The organism is Streptococcus equinus (assembly GCF_900104225.1).
Taxonomy (GTDB): domain Bacteria; phylum Bacillota; class Bacilli; order Lactobacillales; family Streptococcaceae; genus Streptococcus; species Streptococcus equinus_D.
The window spans coordinates 281,112-299,486 of record NZ_FNJK01000002.1 but is presented as its reverse complement, the minus strand read 5'-3'; the positions used below and the strand labels follow the sequence as shown (position 1 = coordinate 299,486).

Below are 18,375 nucleotides of genomic sequence, written 5' to 3'. Positions count from 1 at the left end.
TTACCAAATACCTAAAATATGCTGCATCAAAAGGCTGACACAAGTAATGGCAATCCAACAAGCGGCACCAACACCGATAGCTTGACCACCTGTTTTTACTAATTTGACTGGATTTGTATTAAGTCCAATAGCTCCCATTGCCATGACGATAAAGAATTTTGACAACACTTTAAGATTCTCAAAAAGCATTGTATCAAAGCCAAGTGCACTCGCAAGTGTTGTCACAATTGAAGCTAGTAAGAAATACAAGACAAACATTGGAAAGGCCTTTTTAAAACTAAAAGTCTTCTCAGAAGCTCCACCATTTTTAGATTCTTTATAAGCCTTATAAAATGACAAGCCAAGTGTAATAGGAATAATAGCCAAAGTACGAGTTAACTTAACGATAGTTGCACCGTCCAGAGTATTTGACTGATGAATAGCATCCCAAGCTGCTGCTGTCGCTGTAACAGATGATGTGTCATTAACAGCCGTTCCTGCAAATAGGGCAAAGCCATGATTTGACAAACCAATCAAATCTCCTAAAGTTGGAAAAATCAACGCTGCGAGAATGTTAAAGAGAAAAATAACTGAAATACTCTTAGCCACCTCTTCATCTTTTGCCTTGATAACTGGTGCTGTCGCTGCAATAGCTGAACCACCACAGATAGATGACCCAACGCCGACCAAAGTCGCTGTATTAACGTCCAGCTTCAACCATTTTTGTAAGAGAAATGCCACGATTAAAGACGTTGCGATGGTTGAAATAATGATTGGTAGTGACTGAGCACCAACTTTTAAGACTTGACCTAAATTAAGACCAAATCCTAATAAAACCACAGCTGTCTGTAAAATGTATTTTGAGGTAAAACCAATGCCTTGGGCGGTTTGTTTGCGATTATGATAAAAACTTCCCACAAACATGCCAAGCAAAATAGCAAAGACTGGAGCACCGACCAAAGGAAAAGCTTGACCTAGGAACCAAGCTGGCAAGGCTAAAATCGCGCAAAGAATCACTCCTGGCGCTTTTTTCTGAATTGTTAACATAATGAACTCCTTTTCACGTCACTCATTATAGCGCGCTCAATCTATAATGTAAAATTATGATTTATTATGATACAATAACAAATAATGATTGCAAAGGAGATTTGTCATGCTTGATTATCGTGTGTTTACTTTTATGAAAGTCTGCGAAACGCTTAATTTCACCCAAGCCGCAAAAGAACTGCATATCACTCAGCCTGCTGTCACTAAGCATATCAAAGCTTTGGAAACCGAATATCAAACCAAACTCTTCACGTTTTCTGGTAAACAATGCCAGATAACACAAAGTGGCAAAGAACTGCTTGATTTGCTGACGACTATGGACACAGATATTAAGCATTTCAAGACACAGCTCAAGCAAGATTTGCAACCGCTAAATTTTGGGGCTACTTTGACCATTGGCGAGTATGTTTTGACTGATTCTTTAGTGGATATTTTGGCGAATCACCCAAACTTTCAAGTCAAAATGCTGGTGGACAATACCGAGACACTATTGAAGGCTATTGATAATGGGCAGATTGATTTTGCCTTGATTGAAGGTTTCTTTTCAAAAGAAAAGTATGATTTTCTGCCTTATCGCACAGAACCTTTTATCGCTGTCGCTTCTCCCGACTCACCCCTAGCAAGCGGTAGCTATTCTTTAGAAGACCTACTAGCCTATCCTATCATCGTTCGCGAGCAAGGGTCTGGAACACGTGAAATGCTTGAAATCACGCTCAAGGAAGCCAACCTGACTATTTCAGATTTTCGCAAAATCACCGAAATTGGCAGCCTCAATACCATTTGTGAGCTGGTCCAAAAAAATCTAGGTATTAGTTTTGTCTACCAAAGCGTGGTTCAAAAAGAAATTTCAGCAGGCAAACTTAAAAAAATCACTTTGGATATTCCTGCCATGAGCCATGATTTTACCTTTATTTGGCGCAAAAATAGCCACTTCAAACATCATTATCAAGATGTTTTTAAGCTCTTCTTCTAATTTTTTAGCTTGATAAAAACGCTTTTTTAACGTAAACTATATAGTTATATAGCCTATGTTAATTTTAGAAAGGGCAATTATGCACTCTACACTAGATATTACAGAACTTTATCAATACGGCGAACGTGTGACCTTTAAAAAGGGAGATAATCTCGCACAATCCGTCGCTGGCGAAACAAGCGGTGATATTTATATCCTATCTTCAGGCATTTGTGCTCTTTCATCTATTTCTTGCGATGGTAGAGAAACAACCTACCTTTACTTTAAAAAGCAACAATTTGTCGGCTTCGTGCCATTGATGAACACGCTACATTTGAACTATTACGGGAAAAAATCGTTTTCAATTGTTGCTAAAACGCCTTGCGTGGCTTACCGCATTTCTAATCGTCAATTTCAAGAATTGTTGGGCTTTCCTTCAGTTGTTAGCCTGATGTTAAATACATTGACAGAAAATCATATTTATCTCATGGAACATTTTCACAGTAGTAAAAATGAACCCGCTTTGGTCCAATTTTGCCGCTTCTTACTTGATCAGGCTGAACCGTGTGAAGCTGGTAATCTAGCCTTAAACACATTCTTTACCTATCAAGAAATCGCCTGCTACCTAGGCATGCACTCAGTAACCATTGCACGAATGGTAAAAGCACTTCGCGCTGAAGAAATGATTGAAAAAACAGGCCATCAGATTCATATTATAAATCCTGATCAAATGGCAAAACTAATCACCGAAGAACGCAAAATCGACTATTAAAGATAAAAGCTAGAAGTTTAAAACTTCCGGTTTTTATTTTTATCGTAATAATTTTAACAATTCTTGATAGTTGTGGACGGTGTAGGTAGGGTTGGCTGCGGTGTGGTTGGCTTTTTTATCTGGGTTATACCAGACAGTATCGATGCCAGCATTATTGCCACCTTGGATATCCGCCAGCAAATTATCACCAATCATCAAAGCTTTGTCATGATTAAATCGTGAAATGGCTCCAGAAATCGCATCATAAAAACCTTTATCTGGCTTTTGAAAACCAACTTCATCAGAGATAAAGACGTGTTCAAAATAATCTTTAATTCCTGAATTGGCCATACGACCAGTTTGAATCTTGGTAATGCCATTTGTTGCACCAAAAATGCGGTAACCTTCTTGATTTAGCTGGTCTAAAAGCTTATCTGCACCTGGAAGAATCTGACCTTGTTGGCTAAGAAAATCTTGATAACGCATGGCAAAGGCATGACCATCAACCTCGTGCCCAAAATGGGCAAATAAACGAGAAAAACGCGTGTCAACTAACTCTTTCTTAGTAATCTTTTTCAGACTTAAATCATTCCAAAGTTTACGATTCATGGGAATATAAACTTCTTTATAAGTCTCAACATCACCCACACGCGCTTCTGTCAAAAGCTCTGTCAAAGCAACATCTTCTGCCGCGTTAAAATCAAGCAAAGTATGGTCCAAATCAAACAATAAATCACGATAAATCACAGATCTCCTCTCACTTTCTTCTATCCAATTGACCCAATTTCTTAACAACAACAGCTAGAAAACTCCCCATAACCCCTAATCCGACAACTGAATACGTCATGGTAAAAATCTTTCCAGCCGCTGTAACGGGATAAATATCCCCGTAGCCAATCGTTGTTAAAGTTGTAAATGAAAAGTAAAGGGCATCTAAATAAGTAAAATGTTCTACGTGTGCATAAAAAAGTGTCCCACTAAGCAATAAAACAGCTGTGACACCAGCAATTCCTCTGGTTTCATCATCCTTAAAGAGTGACCATAAGACACGCAATGTCCGACGCATTTGCAAGAAAAAAGTAATCATGACGTCTCCTTTACTAACGACCCTTTTTTAAGTCAGTAAGATTTGACTTCATTATATCACACATCGCATCTCAAGACACATTACTACTGATAAGCAGCAATCTCTTCTTCTCGTAAAACGCCGTCTTCCATGACCAACAATCGGTCACAATAAGCAACTAAGCGTCTGTCGTGTGTAACCATTAAGACTGCTTTATTTTTTTCTTTAGCTTCATCGGCTAATATTTTGACAACTTCCATAGCTTTTTCGGTGTCTAAACTCGCTGTTGGTTCGTCAGCCAAAATAATAGTCGGATCATTGTACAAAGCTCTGGCAATAGCCACTCGTTGCCTTTGTCCGCCTGAAATTTCCTCAGGGTATTTGTTTGCGATATCAGTGATACCAAGCTGAGCAAAAAGACTATCAATCGACTCACGTTGCTTTTCTTTATCCACCTTATCAACCAAACGTAGCTGGTCTTTGATTTTTAAAAATGGCACTAAGTTTGAAGCTTGCAGAATAAATCCAATCTGGTCAAAACGCATTTTAGCGCGTTCTTTTTCTTTTTTCTGACTAAATGATTGACCATTGAGTCTGACCTCACCTTGTGATGGGGATTGTAGCCCGCCAATAATGGTCAAAAAGGTACTTTTCCCAGAGCCTGATGGCCCAATAACTGCTACAAATTCTCCCTTATTAATGGTCAAATTGGTTTCTTTCAGAGCTTCAATTTGCTCTGGGCCATCTTTGAAATATTTTTTGATATTGATTAATTCAATTGCTGTCATAATTATCTCCTAACCGATTGCCTTTAAAGGGTCAACTTTGACAATGCTTACCACTGAGAAAAGGGCACCAAACACAGCGATAAGAATCATCAGCACGCTGATGCCTGCAAAGAAAAGTGGGCTAATCTGAAAAGGCACACTAGTTGGCAACACTAAAGCGCTAGCCATTGTCACCAAAAGCCCTAACCCTACTGCCAAAAGTGCCAGAATGAAAGTCTGTGCGAAAACCATTCGTGACAGGTAGCCGTTAGAAATGCCTTGAGCTTTTAAGACGCCAAAAATTTCTTTCTTCTGAAGGGTCAAAATGTAGATAAAAATCCCAATCACTATAGCAGCGATGACGATTAAAAAGCCAATCATGAAAGAAAAGGTCAGATTTTGAGCTTTATAACCTGGAAGATTCTCGATGAAGCTTGCTGTGGTCATGCTTTCAAGCCCTTTTGGAACTTGATTAACCTTGCCACGAACCACAAGGGCACTGATGGTAGCAGCTTGGCTATTATCACCGAGAATGCTTGTCAGTGTGTCCTTGCTCAGATACAAAACAGATTGCACATTAAAGCTAGCCTTGTCCGTAAAACCAGTGATGGTCAACTTTTTGCCACTATCTCCAAGAGTAATCTCATCACCAATCTCTAGTTGATAAGCTTTTTTCAAACTACTATCTGCGACAACTTGTCCAGTTTTTGAGAAAATCTTTCCATCACTAAGCTTTGGGCGTAAGAATTCATCTGACTTAATGGCAAATAAATTGACATTCACCTTCGACTTATCATTAGCTTTTATGGTTGCTGAAGCTTGTGTCAATTCAGCAGTTTGGTCTGCCTTGACTTCATCTGCTAAGGCTGTAGAAAAGCGTGACAAACGTAAATTTTTATTAGCTTGTTCGCTTAAGATAATATGGTCAGCTTTCCAAGAATCAACCGCCGAGCGATTGGTCTGGGCTAAACCATTAGCCAAGCCCGTTAGGAAAAAGACCAAGTAAGCAATCAAGAAAATCACTCCAATCACTAATCCATAACGCAACTTCGAGTGTTTCATTTCATTCCAGGCTAAAAACATAAGTACCCTCCTCTATTTCGATTACTGTTAGCTTACTATGATTTTCATACAAAGTACATTTATTTGATTGCAAATTTTACCGCTTTCACGAAAACGTAAGCGTAGCAAGGGATAGAAAAACCTCCCCTCAAAATGAGGGGAGGTGAGCAGTTTAAGATTTAGAGACTGAATCAATAAAATCATTTACATACTGATTAACTTCTTTTGACATTTTATCAATTTGTTTCTTAGACCACTGTTGTTCTTTATCTGTAATGTATTTCATCCACTGTAACTTTAAACTTTGAGTGCTAAAGTCATCTTTCCATTTTGCCTTTGCTTGAGGACGAGAATTACTAAATTTTGAATTTTGACTCTGTGTAATGAGACAAAGATTTCCAATAGAATGAAGATAATTATCATCTAATTTTTTTAAATTAGTGTCTTCTTCATTTGGATTCTGCGGATACCAATGTTCAATTGACTGACGATATCTGAATTTAAAATTCTTTGCGTCAGAAAACACTTTTTTAAATTGCTCTTCATCACGTTTTGTCCAAAGAATGTAATCAATAAAATTAAAAGCATAAACTGGAACAAATTCTTGATAACTCTTTATTTCATGGTCAATAAAGATACGTTCTTCTGCAAATTTCACTGCTAATTTTTCAAGAAAACCTTTAAACTCTTCGGCAAAATTTTCGCTACCAAGCTTATCACTATTTTCAAATAAATATGACATGGTCTCATAAAGCCATTTTGTATCACGGTTCGAAGTAAAAGTAACAGCGAACATAGATTGTAATTGGATAATTTCAGTATTTAGATTCCCACTAAAAGTGGGCGAGAAGTCTGTTTGAACATATTTCCTACCATGCTTTTTAGCATTTTTATCTTGTCTAATGGCTTTATTTAATAGCCAATTAGTCTCATCTCGATTATTATCCTCAAAAAAATTTTGAATAATAAAATTATCGAAAATAAAGCGTAATCGAAGAAGATTCTCACTAAACTTGATAACCCAGCTGTACTTTTCATCCTTTAAGCCACGCATTTTTCCTTCAAATTTAGCTAACAATTTCTTATCATCAAGCGTAATTTCGCCACTTTTTGTACCTTCAGTTAAGTAAAAAACATAATATAAAAACGTTTCAAAATTGACCAAGGGACGATAAGTAGACAAATCATTTTCTTGATATTTTTCTTTCGTTACTTCATTAGAGTTATTAAGATAATCTGAAAGCTTATATCGTCCAACTTCTTTCGCCTCCATACTGTTATAAATATTTTTCAGTTGATAATCGTTATAATTTTTTGAAAAAATCTTTTCACGTTCTAAATTATCATCATCAGGTCTACTTTTATGGTTAAAGGATAGAATCACAGCTTTATCCATTTGTGAGCAAGCTTCCCATATTTTAGCAAATTTCTGTGTTTCTTCAGCAGTATCTCTTAGGACATCCATCATCTGTGCCTTGATAATCTCATGTGCTTGCAGCTGCTCTCCACGAGAGTTAAAGCGCTCAAAATACAGATTTAAATCTAAATCAGTTGACAATTCTGTTTGAAAAATCTTAACATGTTCAAAAAGATAGTTTGAAAATGTTTCTCTATCTAATTTTTTATCCTCATCAAGAACTTTCTTCAAAGCTTTAATCGCATTGTCAAATCCAATCGTCAATTCATTTGATTCAAAATCATGTAAAGTTTTTACCTCTTTAAGTTCTTCATTCGAATTTTTTACATATTCTAAAAGCTTTGCTAAAGTCTTGTTGGACTGCTTTCGTGCTGCAAAAGTTAAATGAATCTTATTCTTATCATATTTTTTCAAAGCTAACGCAATTAACGTTAGAGCTGTTGTACGCTGTTGACCATCAATAATGTTATTACCTGAATCTACAACGAGTGTTCCAATATAATAAGCATTCTTCTTTTCCTTACAAGCATCAGAAACATCAACAATCAACTGTTCAATCTCATCATAAGTCCAAGCAAAATTTCTCTGATAAAGTGGGATTTTATATTCACCCTGCAACAAATCTTTAACTGTTAAACAAGTGTTTTTCTCGCTCATTTCTTAGACTCCTCTTTTTCATAAATATCCTGAATAGATGTATTTTCAAAGATTTCATGATCAAAATTCATTTTGAACTCTTCTGGTGTCGATGATTGCTGCAAAAGTTGAAAAACATTTTGAAAATCATGCCTATCTCTAAGCCTTTTCCCAACAGCGTAGTTTGCTTGAGTCGCATCATAAATTGCACTCATTTTAATACGTGGATAATAAGCCCAGACATAAATCAGTTCAAGAACAGATTTATCAACTTTACTCTCTCCGAAACGGTCAACATACAACATTAAGAGATTTTCAAAAAGATTACGATTGCGATTATATCGTGATTTTTTACTTGTCAAAATAGCAAGTACCTTATCATCTACTCCACAACTATTCAAAAGACTATCGAGTGTTGTCTCGCTGTTTTTTTCACTTTGTTGAACCTGATACTTTTTAACTTTTTGATGAGCATCCGTAATATATTCAAAGAAAATTTTCCCATTAATAATTGGCATTAATAATGATTTAGGAAAGTCTATGTTCTTTTCCTCCAACGTTTTATACAAACCCAAATAAGGATAATCTTGAGATAAATCATTTCCTTTAAAGTTATCAATATACGCTTCTGTAAAACGTAAATAACTTTTGTTATTCACCTTTGTTAAACCAGTTTCACCACTAGACCAACGACGCATACGAAATAGATACTGATTAAAGAGTTCTTTCAAAGGCAACTGCTCATCTGAGACTGCCTCCTCCCAATTTTTAATATCATCTTCCTTAGGGGAATCAATACTTCTCAAATGATAAGCTTTTAGCAAATCATGCGGTTCTAGAGATTTTCCACGATTATTCTGTGAATCAAATAATTGAAAAGCTTCAGCTAAATGGTCTTTCGGCATGGTAATGACAGAAACTTCGCATTTTTTCAATAAAAACTCTAAAATTTTCTCAGTCTCATCTTTTCCTTCTGATTCTACCAGTCTTTGCCACTCTTCAAAATTCTCTTTAGCGTGCTGACAAGACTGATCACTGTATTCTTGTTCCAGTAGATGTTGAGCGCCAAGATACTTTTCACCTGTAGAGCTTTCCATCACTTTTAAAAATAAAGCAATCGATATTAAACGTTGTTGCCCATCGACAATATCAATTGTCTTATCATTTTCATGTAAAATCAAAGTTCCGAGATGATAGTTTTCTTTTTGTTTAGCCTCTTTTATATCATAAAAAAGATTTCGAACATTCTTTGCTTTCCAACTATATGGTCTCTGATAATTAGGAATGTTTAGCCTCGAATTTGCTAAAACCTCCCCTAGGCTCATCCCCTTAAATGTTATCTCATCAGTATGTGCCATACTGTCAAATTTTTCCTCTCTTTTCAAAAGTAGTTGATTTTAAAAAAACACGATTAACTGTTTTTTCTGACAACACTTGCATTTGGAATATTTTGTGCATAAAATTCTGCTGCCTGCTTGTCAAAAAATCCTTGTGCAATCACATTTCCAAATTGATCAATAACTACCCATTCTTGCATTTTTTTAACTCCTTAAATAATTTTTTATTTTTGATATGTTTATTATATAAAATAGCATAGACAATATTTGTCCACGCTATTATTTTTTATAATTTTTTTGCATTTTTTGTATAAAAGTTTTCATTTCTTCAACTAAACTTTCAGGTTTTAGAACGACCACCCCCTCACCTTGACTAAGAAGCCAACGTTTTAAACCAGAAGTATTTTGACTTGTAAATGATAGTACTGTTTTACCATTCGACTTTGATAATATTTTTGCATTTGGGAACTGATCACGAACAATATCAGGATCATAACTAAACTCAATACAAACCGTTATCGATTGTCCTAAAAAAGCATCTACATGTTGATTACGTACATCACCGTCTCGAAATTTTTTACTGTATGATATTGCTGGCTTCTTTACATGAGAAATTTTCCATTCCTTAATTCGATCAATTCTCAAAGTCATATAAGTTTCATATTTTATATTAAAAGCAACAATATAAAAATAGTGAGCATCATAATACAGGGAAACGGGAAAAATTGTATGTTGTTTCTCATTCTCTTTATAAGGAGATTTGTAGATGATATCTAAAACTCTTTCTTGACGAATCGCTTCAGAGAAAGCCCAAATTTTTTCAATACGATTTTGTCTATCAGTAATTGGCGCATAATTACAACGTTCACTCGCAATAATTGTTTCAATTTCTTTCCTATCAGCTTTTGAGAGCAAAGCTAATAAACTCTGAAGTAGATTTTCATTTTCTTCTTTGTTCAACGCTCGATTTTCAAGCAAGATTTTTGAAATGACTAAAATATCTTTTTTATTGAAAGATGTTTTGCCATTAAAATAACGAGTATGTTCCTTGTTGTCATATACTATTTCACCGAATACTGCTGATTGACAATCCACAAAATCCCTCAGCAGAGAAAAATCACGCTGAATTGTTTTTTCACTTACTTCAAATTCATTAGCAAGTTCAGTTTTAGATAAATGCTCTCCATTATGCATTTTCAAACCGATTGATAGAATTCTTTCCTGATCGTTCATCATTCACCTCAAATATATATACATTTTATTTTGTAAGATATAAGAATGACCCTCAATCATTCTTGAGGGCAACTTCTCTATTTCCCTTCCAAGCGTTCTTTGAGTTTTTCAACAAAGAGGTAGGCTGCTGGGCAGAAAAGGGTGTTTTTGATGGTTAAGTTATTGATTTGATAGATTTTTTTGCGGTCTGTGTGTGGAAACTCACGGCAAGCTTTCGGGCGCACGTCATAAATGGTACAAAGATTGTCATCACCTAAAAATGGGCATGGCATAGATTGGAAAACCTTGTCGCCATCTTCATCCACGCGCAAATACATGTCTTCAAAAGCCCCTAATTTCATACGGAAAACTTTAGAGATACGGGTAATGTCAGCTTCTGTAAACAATGGACCTAAGCTTTTACAGCAGTTAGCACATTTCGTACAATCAATCTCGTTAAAAACTTCTGTATGGATTTCTTGAGTGATTTTATCCAAGTTTTTAGGCGCTTTTTTCTTGAGACTAGCTAAAAATTTACGGTGTTCTTTTTGTTTTTGTTGCGCTAATTCGTGATAGCGTTCAATATCAATATCTGTCATTTTCATACTTTCTAACATTGTTTTCAGTCAGAAAATATTATAGCACAAATAAAGTCTCCAGTGGAGACTTTATTCATGAGTCTAGAAACTAAAAATAATCAACGCAGCTTCAACAACGCCACACGCTCTTGTTCTTTGATTTCATCGATAAATTGATGATATTCAGCTTTTGCAGCTCTGCTATTTTGCCCAGCGCCTTCAAAATCAATAAGTAGATGGTCAAGAAATACGGGATCTGTGCCCTTTTGCCGATAAATATTTCCTTGGAAAAAATATTTGCCGGTCTTTTTATCAATGGCAACTACCGACGAGCGCCAACGCGCTTTGTACTGATTATCTGGTTTCCAGCTGATTTTTAACTGCTGACCAAGATAATACCAGCCCATCACTTGAAGGTTAATATTTTGCTTTCTTATCGGGTCTTTGTAAAAACACGACAAGGGATTTTCCTGATCTTCTTTTACTGAAAAAGGGTGAAAATCTTGAATGCCTTGATAATCTTCATACGATAACAACTGCTCTTCTTGCCATTCATTATGAAAAATAGCTGAATGAGCATCTCTAAAAGGATCATAAACATCATCGATTTTCTTCCCATAGGCAATCCACGCTATCGCTGCTTGATTATAATAAGTTATATAATCTTTTTGACTATCTTGACTGCTAGGAACTTGTAAAATCTGAATCGTCTCACGCGCCCTTAAAGGGACTGACATCATGCCCTGATAAAGCATAGATTTAGTAAACAGTCTGATACGCTTTATATCGCTACTGTAACCAAGTTTTGAGTGATTAAGAATATAAAAGCCATCATCTTCTAACTTAAAGACAATGACAAATTGCAAGTTTTTACGTTTTTGATCTATTCTAAAAATTGGTGTGGCAAACTGCGAATCATTTTTAAAAAGCTTTAGAAAATGCCCAGCCTGCACTATTCTGATATGTTTATATTGCGTCATAAAATCTAGTTTAACATGACATAAGGAAATTGTCACGATTGGCTAATACCCTATTGCTTAAGAATCAGCTTTTTATAATTTTCAATCTTATGATCCATCCGATTCAATGCTGTCTGTAATTCATTGATACGTGTCACTAACTTTTCACGTTGTTCTTCTAAAATATGTAGACGAGCTTCTTCAGTTCCTTCACCTTCTTTAAACAAAGCCATATACTCAATAAGAGATTCCACGCTCATGCCAGCACTTCTAAAACAACGAATAAACTCAAGAGCAGCAATATCTTTCTCTGAAAAATCACGAATACCAGATTTATTACGTTTAACACGCGGAAGTAAGCCGATGCGTTCATAATAACGGATAGTATCTGCTGAAATTCCTGTTTGTTCACTTACTTTTTTTATGTTCATAGGTCATCTCCCTTCTTATTTCACTATCAGTATATACCTTAGAGTTGACTCCAAGTCAAGAAAAAAACTTGAGAAAATTCTCAAGTTCTATTTCAATTTTTTATTATTTAAATTAGATAAGAAACTGTTAAAATCAGGCAAGTTAATCAACAATCTATCTTTACCAAAATTACCAAGTTTGCTATAACCAACAAAAGCCTGCAAGAATAACTTGGCTGACTTGGCAAGCAAGAGTTTCTTTTCCGTTCCGATTGAATAGAAGGAAGCAATGCTGGTGGCTAATTTGGTACCAAATTCTCGGTCGATTGTGACGTCATTGATGCTATGAATTCCGCTTGACATCAAGGTATCAAAGAGAGTGTCAAAAAGTATTTTCAATTCTTGACTAGATAATTCATTCATCCATTGCTTGAAAGTCTTCTCAAGATTTTGGCTTAAATCAGTTTGGCGCTCAGCTAAGATTAGCTCACCTGTTTCTTCATTAAATTGCCACGACGTAAGGGCATGCTGCATGATGCCTGAAGCATTACTCTTAACCACAATCGGCTCAATGTCATTGTAAAGCATAATGCCAACGATAGATTCTTCTGGTCGAATCACCGTCACGCGCTCGCGAATCGCCTTATAGCCATCACTTTCAAGACCTTTTTCTTGCAAACCTGGCGCATCAAGCATATAAACTTTTTCGATTTGCTCACAAAGCAAGTCATTAACATGGGCCACAGCATAAAGGGCCAAATTTCCACCCTTGGAATGCCCGCTAACGGTCACTTTACCAGCGTATTTTTCAAGGTAGTTTTCAAGATAAGCCACAGCCGCACGATGAGCAGGAATTTCTTGAACATAAGTCAGTTTAAAATCCTCTTTCCAGCCAATCATGGTATCATCTGTCCCGCGAAAAACCAGCTGATGATGGTTAATTTCAGGTAAAGTAAAGACCATAGCTGAAAACTGTCTTTCGTATTCCGCATCAACGTCATTGACATAATCAGACAAATTCAAATTGGCAAAACGTTTTGAAGCCACAACTTTCTGCAAGAGCTTAATCCGCTCTTCAGTCACTAAAAAACTATGACTAAAGGTCTTTTCTCCTGTGATATAAGGTAATAAGACCTCATGTAGATTAACGGTCTTTTTAAAATCAATTGACGCATCCAACTCTTCAAAGCAAAAATAACCAAGCTCATTTAAACATAAAATATCAGCTTCGTTAAATGCAAATTCGTCAAACGTACGACTACCATTACAGTCTAAATAATCATTAATTGTTGCCATAATTCTCCCCTAACTCTTGAATTTTACAGAGATTTGCAAAGAGTGTCAAGGAAAAACCAGACCACAATAGCAAGTCATTCTACTTCCGCATGATGCGCTTACGCCATTCCTCAAGCCCAACAATGACAAACGGACACAGTACCAAATATACCCAATGCCAAAAACCTAGACTTGCGGTATTGAATAGATTATGGAAAATAGGCACATAAACTAAAATGACAAAAATAATCAATTCAACAATCAAACCGATATTAATCAAAGGGTTACCAAATAATTGTAACTTGCGAATCGATTGATCAGATGTTCGACTATTCATCACCATACCAATTTGACAGAAAATAATAGCACCAAGAGTCATAGTTGTAGCTTCTTGATAAAGTTGACCTGAACCTGCAAGCACCGCTAAATTACCATTATGAAGTAGATAAGTGATGAAGAATGCACCCATGGCAAGAACTGATTCGATCAAACCATACCATAAAAAAGCTTTTATCAGCAATTTCTTATCCAGCAAACGATCAGTCAATTTGCGAGGTGGTTGGTTCATCACACCTGGTTCTGGAGGTTCAACCCCTAAACCAAGCGCTGGAATCATATCTGTTCCCAAATCAACTGCTAGAATTTGCATAACAGTCAAAGGAAGTGGCACAAAACCACGTGACAAGAGGAAGAAGGCAGATGGCACCGCTTCTGGTGTGTTGGAATTAAAGATGTAGGTCAAGAATTTCTTGATGTTATGGTAAACGGCACGTCCTTCTTCAACCGCATCAACGATGGAAGCAAAGTGGTCGTCTGTTAAAATCATATCCGCAGACTCTTTAGCAACATCAGTACCAGTTACCCCCATGGCAACACCGATATCAGCCTTTTTAAGAGCAGGAGCATCGTTGACGCCATCACCTGTTACAGCAACGACTTCGCCCAATTCTTGCAAAGCTGTTACCACACGGTATTTTTGTTCTGGTGCCACACGCGCAAAGACAATCTCACCTTTAAGAGCTTCTTTTAAGGCGTCATCAGACATCTCTTCTAATTCAAGACCTGTTACCACACGCGCATCATCGCCACGCACAATACCGATTTTCTTAGCGATACTAAGAGCTGTCAAACCATAATCACCAGTCACCATGATAATACGGATACTTGCTTTATGGCACTTTTCAATAGCTTCACGAACACCGTCACGTGGTGGGTCACTCATGGCAATCAAACCAAGAAAAATCATATTCTTTTCAAGAGTTTCTTGTGTCCAATCATCTTCTTGACTCAAACGATCACTTTCCAAAGTACGATAAGCTAGCGCCAAAACACGCAAACCATCTCTTGCAAAGGCATCGTTTGCGGCTAAGATACGTGATTGAACGTCTGCAGTCATTTCATGAATACCTGTTTGGTCTTTGTAAAAATGGCAGAGCTCAACCATTTCTTTCGGAGCTCCCTTGGTGATTGACACCAAAGAACTACCATCTACTTGGCTATCAACACGATTAATCGTCGTCATACGCTTGCGCACCGAATCAAAAGGTAATTCTTTCAAACGCGGTGCCCAGTCATTATTTTTCTCTAAGGTTAAGCCAGCTTTTTCCGCCAAGACATTCAAGCAGGCTTCCGTTGGGTCACCAAGTACTGTGTAAGAAGGATTATCATCATTTGGCGCCAAGACTTGTGCATTGCTACAGAGATGAGCGAAGCGGACTAAGTATTCCAGCGGTTGATTTTCGACAAGCGCAGCTTTCTTACCATTGCTGTTGCGGATATCACCTTCAGCTGCATAACCAAGGCCAGTCACCTCATATTGACCAGATACTTGCCAGAGGTGATTGACAGTCATGGCGTTTTGAGTCAATGTCCCAGTTTTATCCGAACAAATGACTGAAGTTGCTCCCAAGGTTTCAACTGACGATAATTTTTTAACCAAGGCATTGGACTTAGCCATGCGTTGCACCGCCATTGCCAAAGAAAGGGTTACTGTTGGAAGCAAGCCTTCTGGGATAAAAGCAACAATCATCCCAAGCGCAAAAATGAAAGATTTAGCAAAAGGTTCATGGACAAATAAAGTTGCTGCGATAAAGAAGATAACACCTACTGTAATGGCAATGACCGAAATTTGTTTGGTCAAATGGTCCAATTCTTTTTGAAGTGGACTCTTGTCATCAGTCATATTTTGCGTCAAATGAGCGATTTGCCCAAATTGTGTTGACATACCGATTGCAGACACAACCATTTTAGCTGAACCAGATGAAACAGTCGTTCCGGCAAAGACCATATTGTCATACTCGAGAGCTGTTTTTTGCGGGTCAGTATCAGCTTCGCTATTTTTATAAACAGGATTTGATTCACCGGTTAAGGCAGATTGGTTAACCTGCAAATCAGTCGCAAAGATAATACGACCATCAGCTGAAATACGGTCTCCTTCTTCAATCAAGACAAGGTCACCAGGCACCAATTCTTCAGCTAAGACTTTTTCTTCTTGCCCCTCACGAATAACACGCGCATAAGAAGGCAACATTTTCTTCAACGCCTGAGTTGCTTGACTAGCCCGATATTCTTGAACAAAGCTAAAAACCCCATTGATAATATTGACAAACCAGATAGCAAGCCCTAGTTCAACACTATGAGATAAAATAGCCACCGCTCCACCTACCCAAAGCAAAATCGCCATTAGACTGGTGAAGTTTTTAATAAAGGTCACAATGATAGGTTCTTTTTGCGCTTCTTTTAACCGATTAGGACCATATTGTTTTTGACGTTCTTTAACTTGTTTTCGACTTAGTCCAGAGCTTTGCGTAGCAGCGGCCTGATAAACGTCCTTTGCTGCGTAAGTTTCAAGGCCAAGTTGAACATTATTTTTTTGTGTTCTATCAGTCATAACTTGTTCCTCGATTTCTAAAAACGGTTTCACGTTCTTAAGGCCATTATACTACTTTTTAAAAATAAAGAGATAAATGAAGTCAGCTTTTCAAAGCATTTTCAACAGACATTTCATATGTGTACAAAAACATCTTAGACCTATATATCTAAGATGTTTTTGTATTTTAAAAATATACTCTAAATTATTAACGTATCATTCAAAAGATCAAGTAAATTTTCTTCTAAATATAACTCAATGATATGAAAATAAACTTCACCATCATGTATAAATTGGTACTCTTTTACTGGATACTCTGCAGTTGTTAGATTAAAAAAGTTACAGTATTTGCTTATATAAGCCGGGTTTTTTAGGCCAGAAAAAATTATTACTCTCCTGTAATCAATTTTTTCTAAAATTTTACCAATCGGTATTGAACAATTCTGAACATGAAAATCATCCAATTGATTTACTTTATCAGTATCATAAATAACAATATTATTTGAGATATCAATACCACCAGCTTTTAATGTTGTAGCTCGCAAAATCAAAGAATCTCCCCAATTATACCGAATAGAATAGTCTCTATCACAAATAATACGTTCTTGAATTATTTCTACTTCAACCCTTTTATTTGTTATTGCTTCTAAAATTGAAGTAGTCGAGCCAGTATTTTGAAATAAAATATCACTAAGAACCTTTTTCAAATTTCTTTTCATTTGCCCACCTTGTTACAACAAAGAACCATTAATTATCAACCTTCTTAAAAGCTCCTGCTTGATAATACAATAGCAACGAAAGAGCAATCATTACTGCTGCAAAAACAGCAATTCCTGAGAATCCTGTAAATTGTTCAAATAAGATACCACCAACAATCCCTGCAATGGTTTCACCCAAATACATCACGGCATTTGATAATGACGAAATAGTACTTCGAGCATTTTCAACAGTACTTTGCAATGTCGTCATAAATAATGGAAAAATAAATCCATTGTTCACATAAATAATAGTCAATAATACTTCTGCCATCCAAAAATGATGAACAAATAACAGCGCCACGTTAAGAATAACAAGTGTCATCAGTTCTGTTTTAAATGTCTTTTGTAAACCAAAACGTTTAACAATATGACTGCCCAAAAGTGATCCAGCAAGATTACCAGCACCAATAGCAATAATTGCTGTACTAATATTAGCTAAAGACAAACCAAAGCTATGATTAAACCAAGTCGCAATAAAAGTGATTGCTGTAAATGATCCCGTCTGAAACACAAAATAAGCTAGAAGATAAGACACGGATTTTTTATTCGTTAAAACATTTTTATAAGCTACTGTAAAGGAAATTCTGTGTCCCGTTCCAATTTCCAATTTTGGCATACAAAAATTGATAAGAAGTAATAAGACCAAAGAAGCCGCTGAAATGGTAATGAATGGTGCACGCCATGAAATTCCCGCAAGATAACCACCGATTGGAACACCCGCCATTTGAGAAACAGATAAACCAGCAGTTGCATAACCCATCACCTGAACAATGTGTTTTTTATCAACCACCACTGGAATCGATGCCCAAACTTGAGGTGTCACAAAAGAGGCACTAATCCCAGCCAAAAAACGAAACAAAAGCATCAAAGTAAATGAATTGGCAAAGCCACACAAAAAAGTTGAAATCGTAAAGGCTAATAGACCATAGACCATCACTTTTTTTCGATCTCTTCCATCTGAAATTGGCCCTGAAACCAAAGCAAATAGAGCATAACCAATAGCATACGCACTAACCATCCATCCAGAAATTGACGTATCAATATGATAAAGACTAGATAAAGTCGTTAACAATGGAGAAATCAAAAACGTATCTGTTCCAATGATAAACATTGTTAAAAAGAACAAGGAAGCATATTTTTTCATTTTTATAATCACACTTTCTATTAATTGAAAAGCAAGCTGATATTATCAGCATCACCCAGCAATCAAAAATTTGCAATCTCCTCTCACTCTAGTTAAATAGTTCAAAGACTTTTGAAATATTATGTAATAATATTACTACTCAAAGGAAATACTGTC

Annotated in this window: 18 protein-coding genes; 2 read left to right on the top strand and 16 right to left on the bottom strand. The window is 36.4% G+C overall.

Features of this window, described 5'->3' with window-relative positions; translation table 11 throughout:
- On the bottom strand, positions 1–1,026 hold the full coding sequence (locus tag BLP98_RS04245) for a YeiH family protein (RefSeq protein WP_074482067.1): 1,026 nt from the start codon (positions 1,024–1,026) through the stop codon (positions 1–3).
- 106 nt (positions 1,027–1,132) lie between these two features.
- Between BLP98_RS04245 and BLP98_RS04240 the strand changes: the two genes are divergently transcribed.
- Both BLP98_RS04240 and BLP98_RS04235 read left to right on the top strand, forming a co-directional pair.
- Positions 1,133–1,999 carry a LysR family transcriptional regulator gene (locus tag BLP98_RS04240; protein WP_074482066.1) on the top strand — a complete coding sequence of 289 codons (867 nt, stop codon included), beginning with the start codon at positions 1,133–1,135 and terminating at the stop codon, positions 1,997–1,999.
- 79 nt (positions 2,000–2,078) lie between these two features.
- Positions 2,079–2,750 (top strand): Crp/Fnr family transcriptional regulator, encoded by a 672-nt coding sequence (locus tag BLP98_RS04235; protein ID WP_074482065.1) that lies wholly within the window; start codon positions 2,079–2,081, stop codon positions 2,748–2,750.
- A 39-nt stretch (positions 2,751–2,789) separates the two neighbouring features.
- Here BLP98_RS04235 and BLP98_RS04230 read toward each other — a convergent pair whose 3' ends face one another.
- The 15 genes from BLP98_RS04230 to BLP98_RS04165 form a co-directional block, all read right to left on the bottom strand.
- Entirely contained in the window at positions 2,790–3,476 is a 687-nt protein-coding gene (locus BLP98_RS04230; RefSeq protein WP_074482064.1) for a pyrimidine 5'-nucleotidase PynA, read from the bottom strand.
- A 10-nt stretch (positions 3,477–3,486) separates the two neighbouring features.
- Positions 3,487–3,816, bottom strand: a complete 330-nt coding sequence (locus tag BLP98_RS04225; RefSeq protein ID WP_074482063.1) for a potassium channel family protein — start codon at positions 3,814–3,816, stop codon at positions 3,487–3,489.
- Between the two features lie 83 nt (positions 3,817–3,899).
- Positions 3,900–4,583 carry an ABC transporter ATP-binding protein gene (locus BLP98_RS04220; RefSeq protein WP_074482062.1) on the bottom strand — a complete coding sequence of 228 codons (684 nt, stop codon included), beginning with the start codon at positions 4,581–4,583 and terminating at the stop codon, positions 3,900–3,902.
- A 9-nt stretch (positions 4,584–4,592) separates the two neighbouring features.
- Positions 4,593–5,645 (bottom strand): ABC transporter permease, encoded by a 1,053-nt coding sequence (locus tag BLP98_RS04215; RefSeq protein ID WP_074482061.1) that lies wholly within the window; start codon positions 5,643–5,645, stop codon positions 4,593–4,595.
- Positions 5,646–5,796: 151 nt separating this feature from the next.
- Positions 5,797–7,698: a DUF262 domain-containing protein gene (locus BLP98_RS04210; protein ID WP_074482060.1), complete on the bottom strand. Its 1,902-nt coding sequence runs from the start codon at positions 7,696–7,698 to the stop codon at positions 5,797–5,799.
- Positions 7,695–9,035 carry a DUF262 domain-containing protein gene (locus BLP98_RS04205; RefSeq protein ID WP_074482059.1) on the bottom strand — a complete coding sequence of 447 codons (1,341 nt, stop codon included), beginning with the start codon at positions 9,033–9,035 and terminating at the stop codon, positions 7,695–7,697. Before BLP98_RS04205 ends, BLP98_RS04210 begins: the two co-directional genes overlap by 4 nt.
- A gap of 53 nt (positions 9,036–9,088) precedes the next feature.
- Positions 9,089–9,214 (bottom strand): hypothetical protein, encoded by a 126-nt coding sequence (locus tag BLP98_RS09625; RefSeq protein ID WP_267888035.1) that lies wholly within the window; start codon positions 9,212–9,214, stop codon positions 9,089–9,091.
- 79 nt (positions 9,215–9,293) lie between these two features.
- Complete coding sequence (locus BLP98_RS04200) at positions 9,294–10,247, bottom strand: helix-turn-helix transcriptional regulator (protein WP_074482058.1); 954 nt, start codon at positions 10,245–10,247, stop codon at positions 9,294–9,296.
- Positions 10,248–10,324: 77 nt separating this feature from the next.
- Complete coding sequence (locus BLP98_RS04195; RefSeq protein ID WP_074482241.1) at positions 10,325–10,825, bottom strand: YkgJ family cysteine cluster protein; 501 nt, start codon at positions 10,823–10,825, stop codon at positions 10,325–10,327.
- Positions 10,826–10,923: 98 nt separating this feature from the next.
- Positions 10,924–11,784, bottom strand: coding sequence for a hypothetical protein (locus tag BLP98_RS04190; protein WP_074482240.1), 861 nt, complete (start codon positions 11,782–11,784; stop codon positions 10,924–10,926).
- Between the two features lie 50 nt (positions 11,785–11,834).
- Positions 11,835–12,194, bottom strand: a complete 360-nt coding sequence (gene nmlR / locus BLP98_RS04185; protein WP_074482057.1) for a stress response transcriptional regulator NmlR — start codon at positions 12,192–12,194, stop codon at positions 11,835–11,837.
- Positions 12,195–12,281: 87 nt separating this feature from the next.
- Positions 12,282–13,469, bottom strand: coding sequence for an Mbeg1-like protein (locus BLP98_RS04180; RefSeq protein WP_074482056.1), 1,188 nt, complete (start codon positions 13,467–13,469; stop codon positions 12,282–12,284).
- A 79-nt stretch (positions 13,470–13,548) separates the two neighbouring features.
- A complete protein-coding gene (locus BLP98_RS04175) occupies positions 13,549–16,338 on the bottom strand; it encodes a cation-translocating P-type ATPase (protein WP_074482055.1) in 2,790 nt (929 codons plus the stop codon).
- Positions 16,339–16,517: 179 nt separating this feature from the next.
- Positions 16,518–17,036, bottom strand: coding sequence for a chorismate pyruvate-lyase family protein (locus BLP98_RS04170; RefSeq protein ID WP_074482054.1), 519 nt, complete (start codon positions 17,034–17,036; stop codon positions 16,518–16,520).
- 28 nt (positions 17,037–17,064) lie between these two features.
- The gene (locus BLP98_RS04165; RefSeq protein ID WP_081341159.1) at positions 17,065–18,219 is read right to left on the bottom strand and encodes an MFS transporter; all 1,155 of its coding nucleotides are present in this window, start codon (positions 18,217–18,219) and stop codon (positions 17,065–17,067) included.
- Positions 18,220–18,375 lie beyond the last annotated feature (156 nt).

Bases quoted from the DNA above. Each gene is read 5' to 3' on its own strand.
- BLP98_RS04245 (WP_074482067.1), bottom strand. From the start codon at position 1,026: ATGTTAACAATTCAGAAAAAAGCGCCAGGAGTGATTCTTTGCGCGATT.
- BLP98_RS04240 (WP_074482066.1), top strand. From the start codon at position 1,133: ATGCTTGATTATCGTGTGTTTACTTTTATGAAAGTCTGCGAAACGCTT.
- BLP98_RS04235 (WP_074482065.1), top strand. From the start codon at position 2,079: ATGCACTCTACACTAGATATTACAGAACTTTATCAATACGGCGAACGT.
- BLP98_RS04225 (WP_074482063.1), bottom strand. From the start codon at position 3,816: ATGATTACTTTTTTCTTGCAAATGCGTCGGACATTGCGTGTCTTATGG.
- BLP98_RS04220 (WP_074482062.1), bottom strand. From the start codon at position 4,583: ATGACAGCAATTGAATTAATCAATATCAAAAAATATTTCAAAGATGGC.
- BLP98_RS04215 (WP_074482061.1), bottom strand. From the start codon at position 5,645: ATGTTTTTAGCCTGGAATGAAATGAAACACTCGAAGTTGCGTTATGGA.
- BLP98_RS04210 (WP_074482060.1), bottom strand. From the start codon at position 7,698: ATGAGCGAGAAAAACACTTGTTTAACAGTTAAAGATTTGTTGCAGGGT.
- BLP98_RS04205 (WP_074482059.1), bottom strand. From the start codon at position 9,035: ATGGCACATACTGATGAGATAACATTTAAGGGGATGAGCCTAGGGGAG.
- BLP98_RS09625 (WP_267888035.1), bottom strand. From the start codon at position 9,214: ATGCAAGAATGGGTAGTTATTGATCAATTTGGAAATGTGATTGCACAA.
- BLP98_RS04200 (WP_074482058.1), bottom strand. From the start codon at position 10,247: ATGAACGATCAGGAAAGAATTCTATCAATCGGTTTGAAAATGCATAAT.
- BLP98_RS04195 (WP_074482241.1), bottom strand. From the start codon at position 10,825: ATGACAGATATTGATATTGAACGCTATCACGAATTAGCGCAACAAAAA.
- BLP98_RS04190 (WP_074482240.1), bottom strand. From the start codon at position 11,784: ATGACGCAATATAAACATATCAGAATAGTGCAGGCTGGGCATTTTCTA.
- nmlR (WP_074482057.1), bottom strand. From the start codon at position 12,194: ATGAACATAAAAAAAGTAAGTGAACAAACAGGAATTTCAGCAGATACT.
- BLP98_RS04180 (WP_074482056.1), bottom strand. From the start codon at position 13,469: ATGGCAACAATTAATGATTATTTAGACTGTAATGGTAGTCGTACGTTT.
- BLP98_RS04175 (WP_074482055.1), bottom strand. From the start codon at position 16,338: ATGACTGATAGAACACAAAAAAATAATGTTCAACTTGGCCTTGAAACT.
- BLP98_RS04170 (WP_074482054.1), bottom strand. From the start codon at position 17,036: ATGAAAAGAAATTTGAAAAAGGTTCTTAGTGATATTTTATTTCAAAAT.
- BLP98_RS04165 (WP_081341159.1), bottom strand. From the start codon at position 18,219: ATGAAAAAATATGCTTCCTTGTTCTTTTTAACAATGTTTATCATTGGA.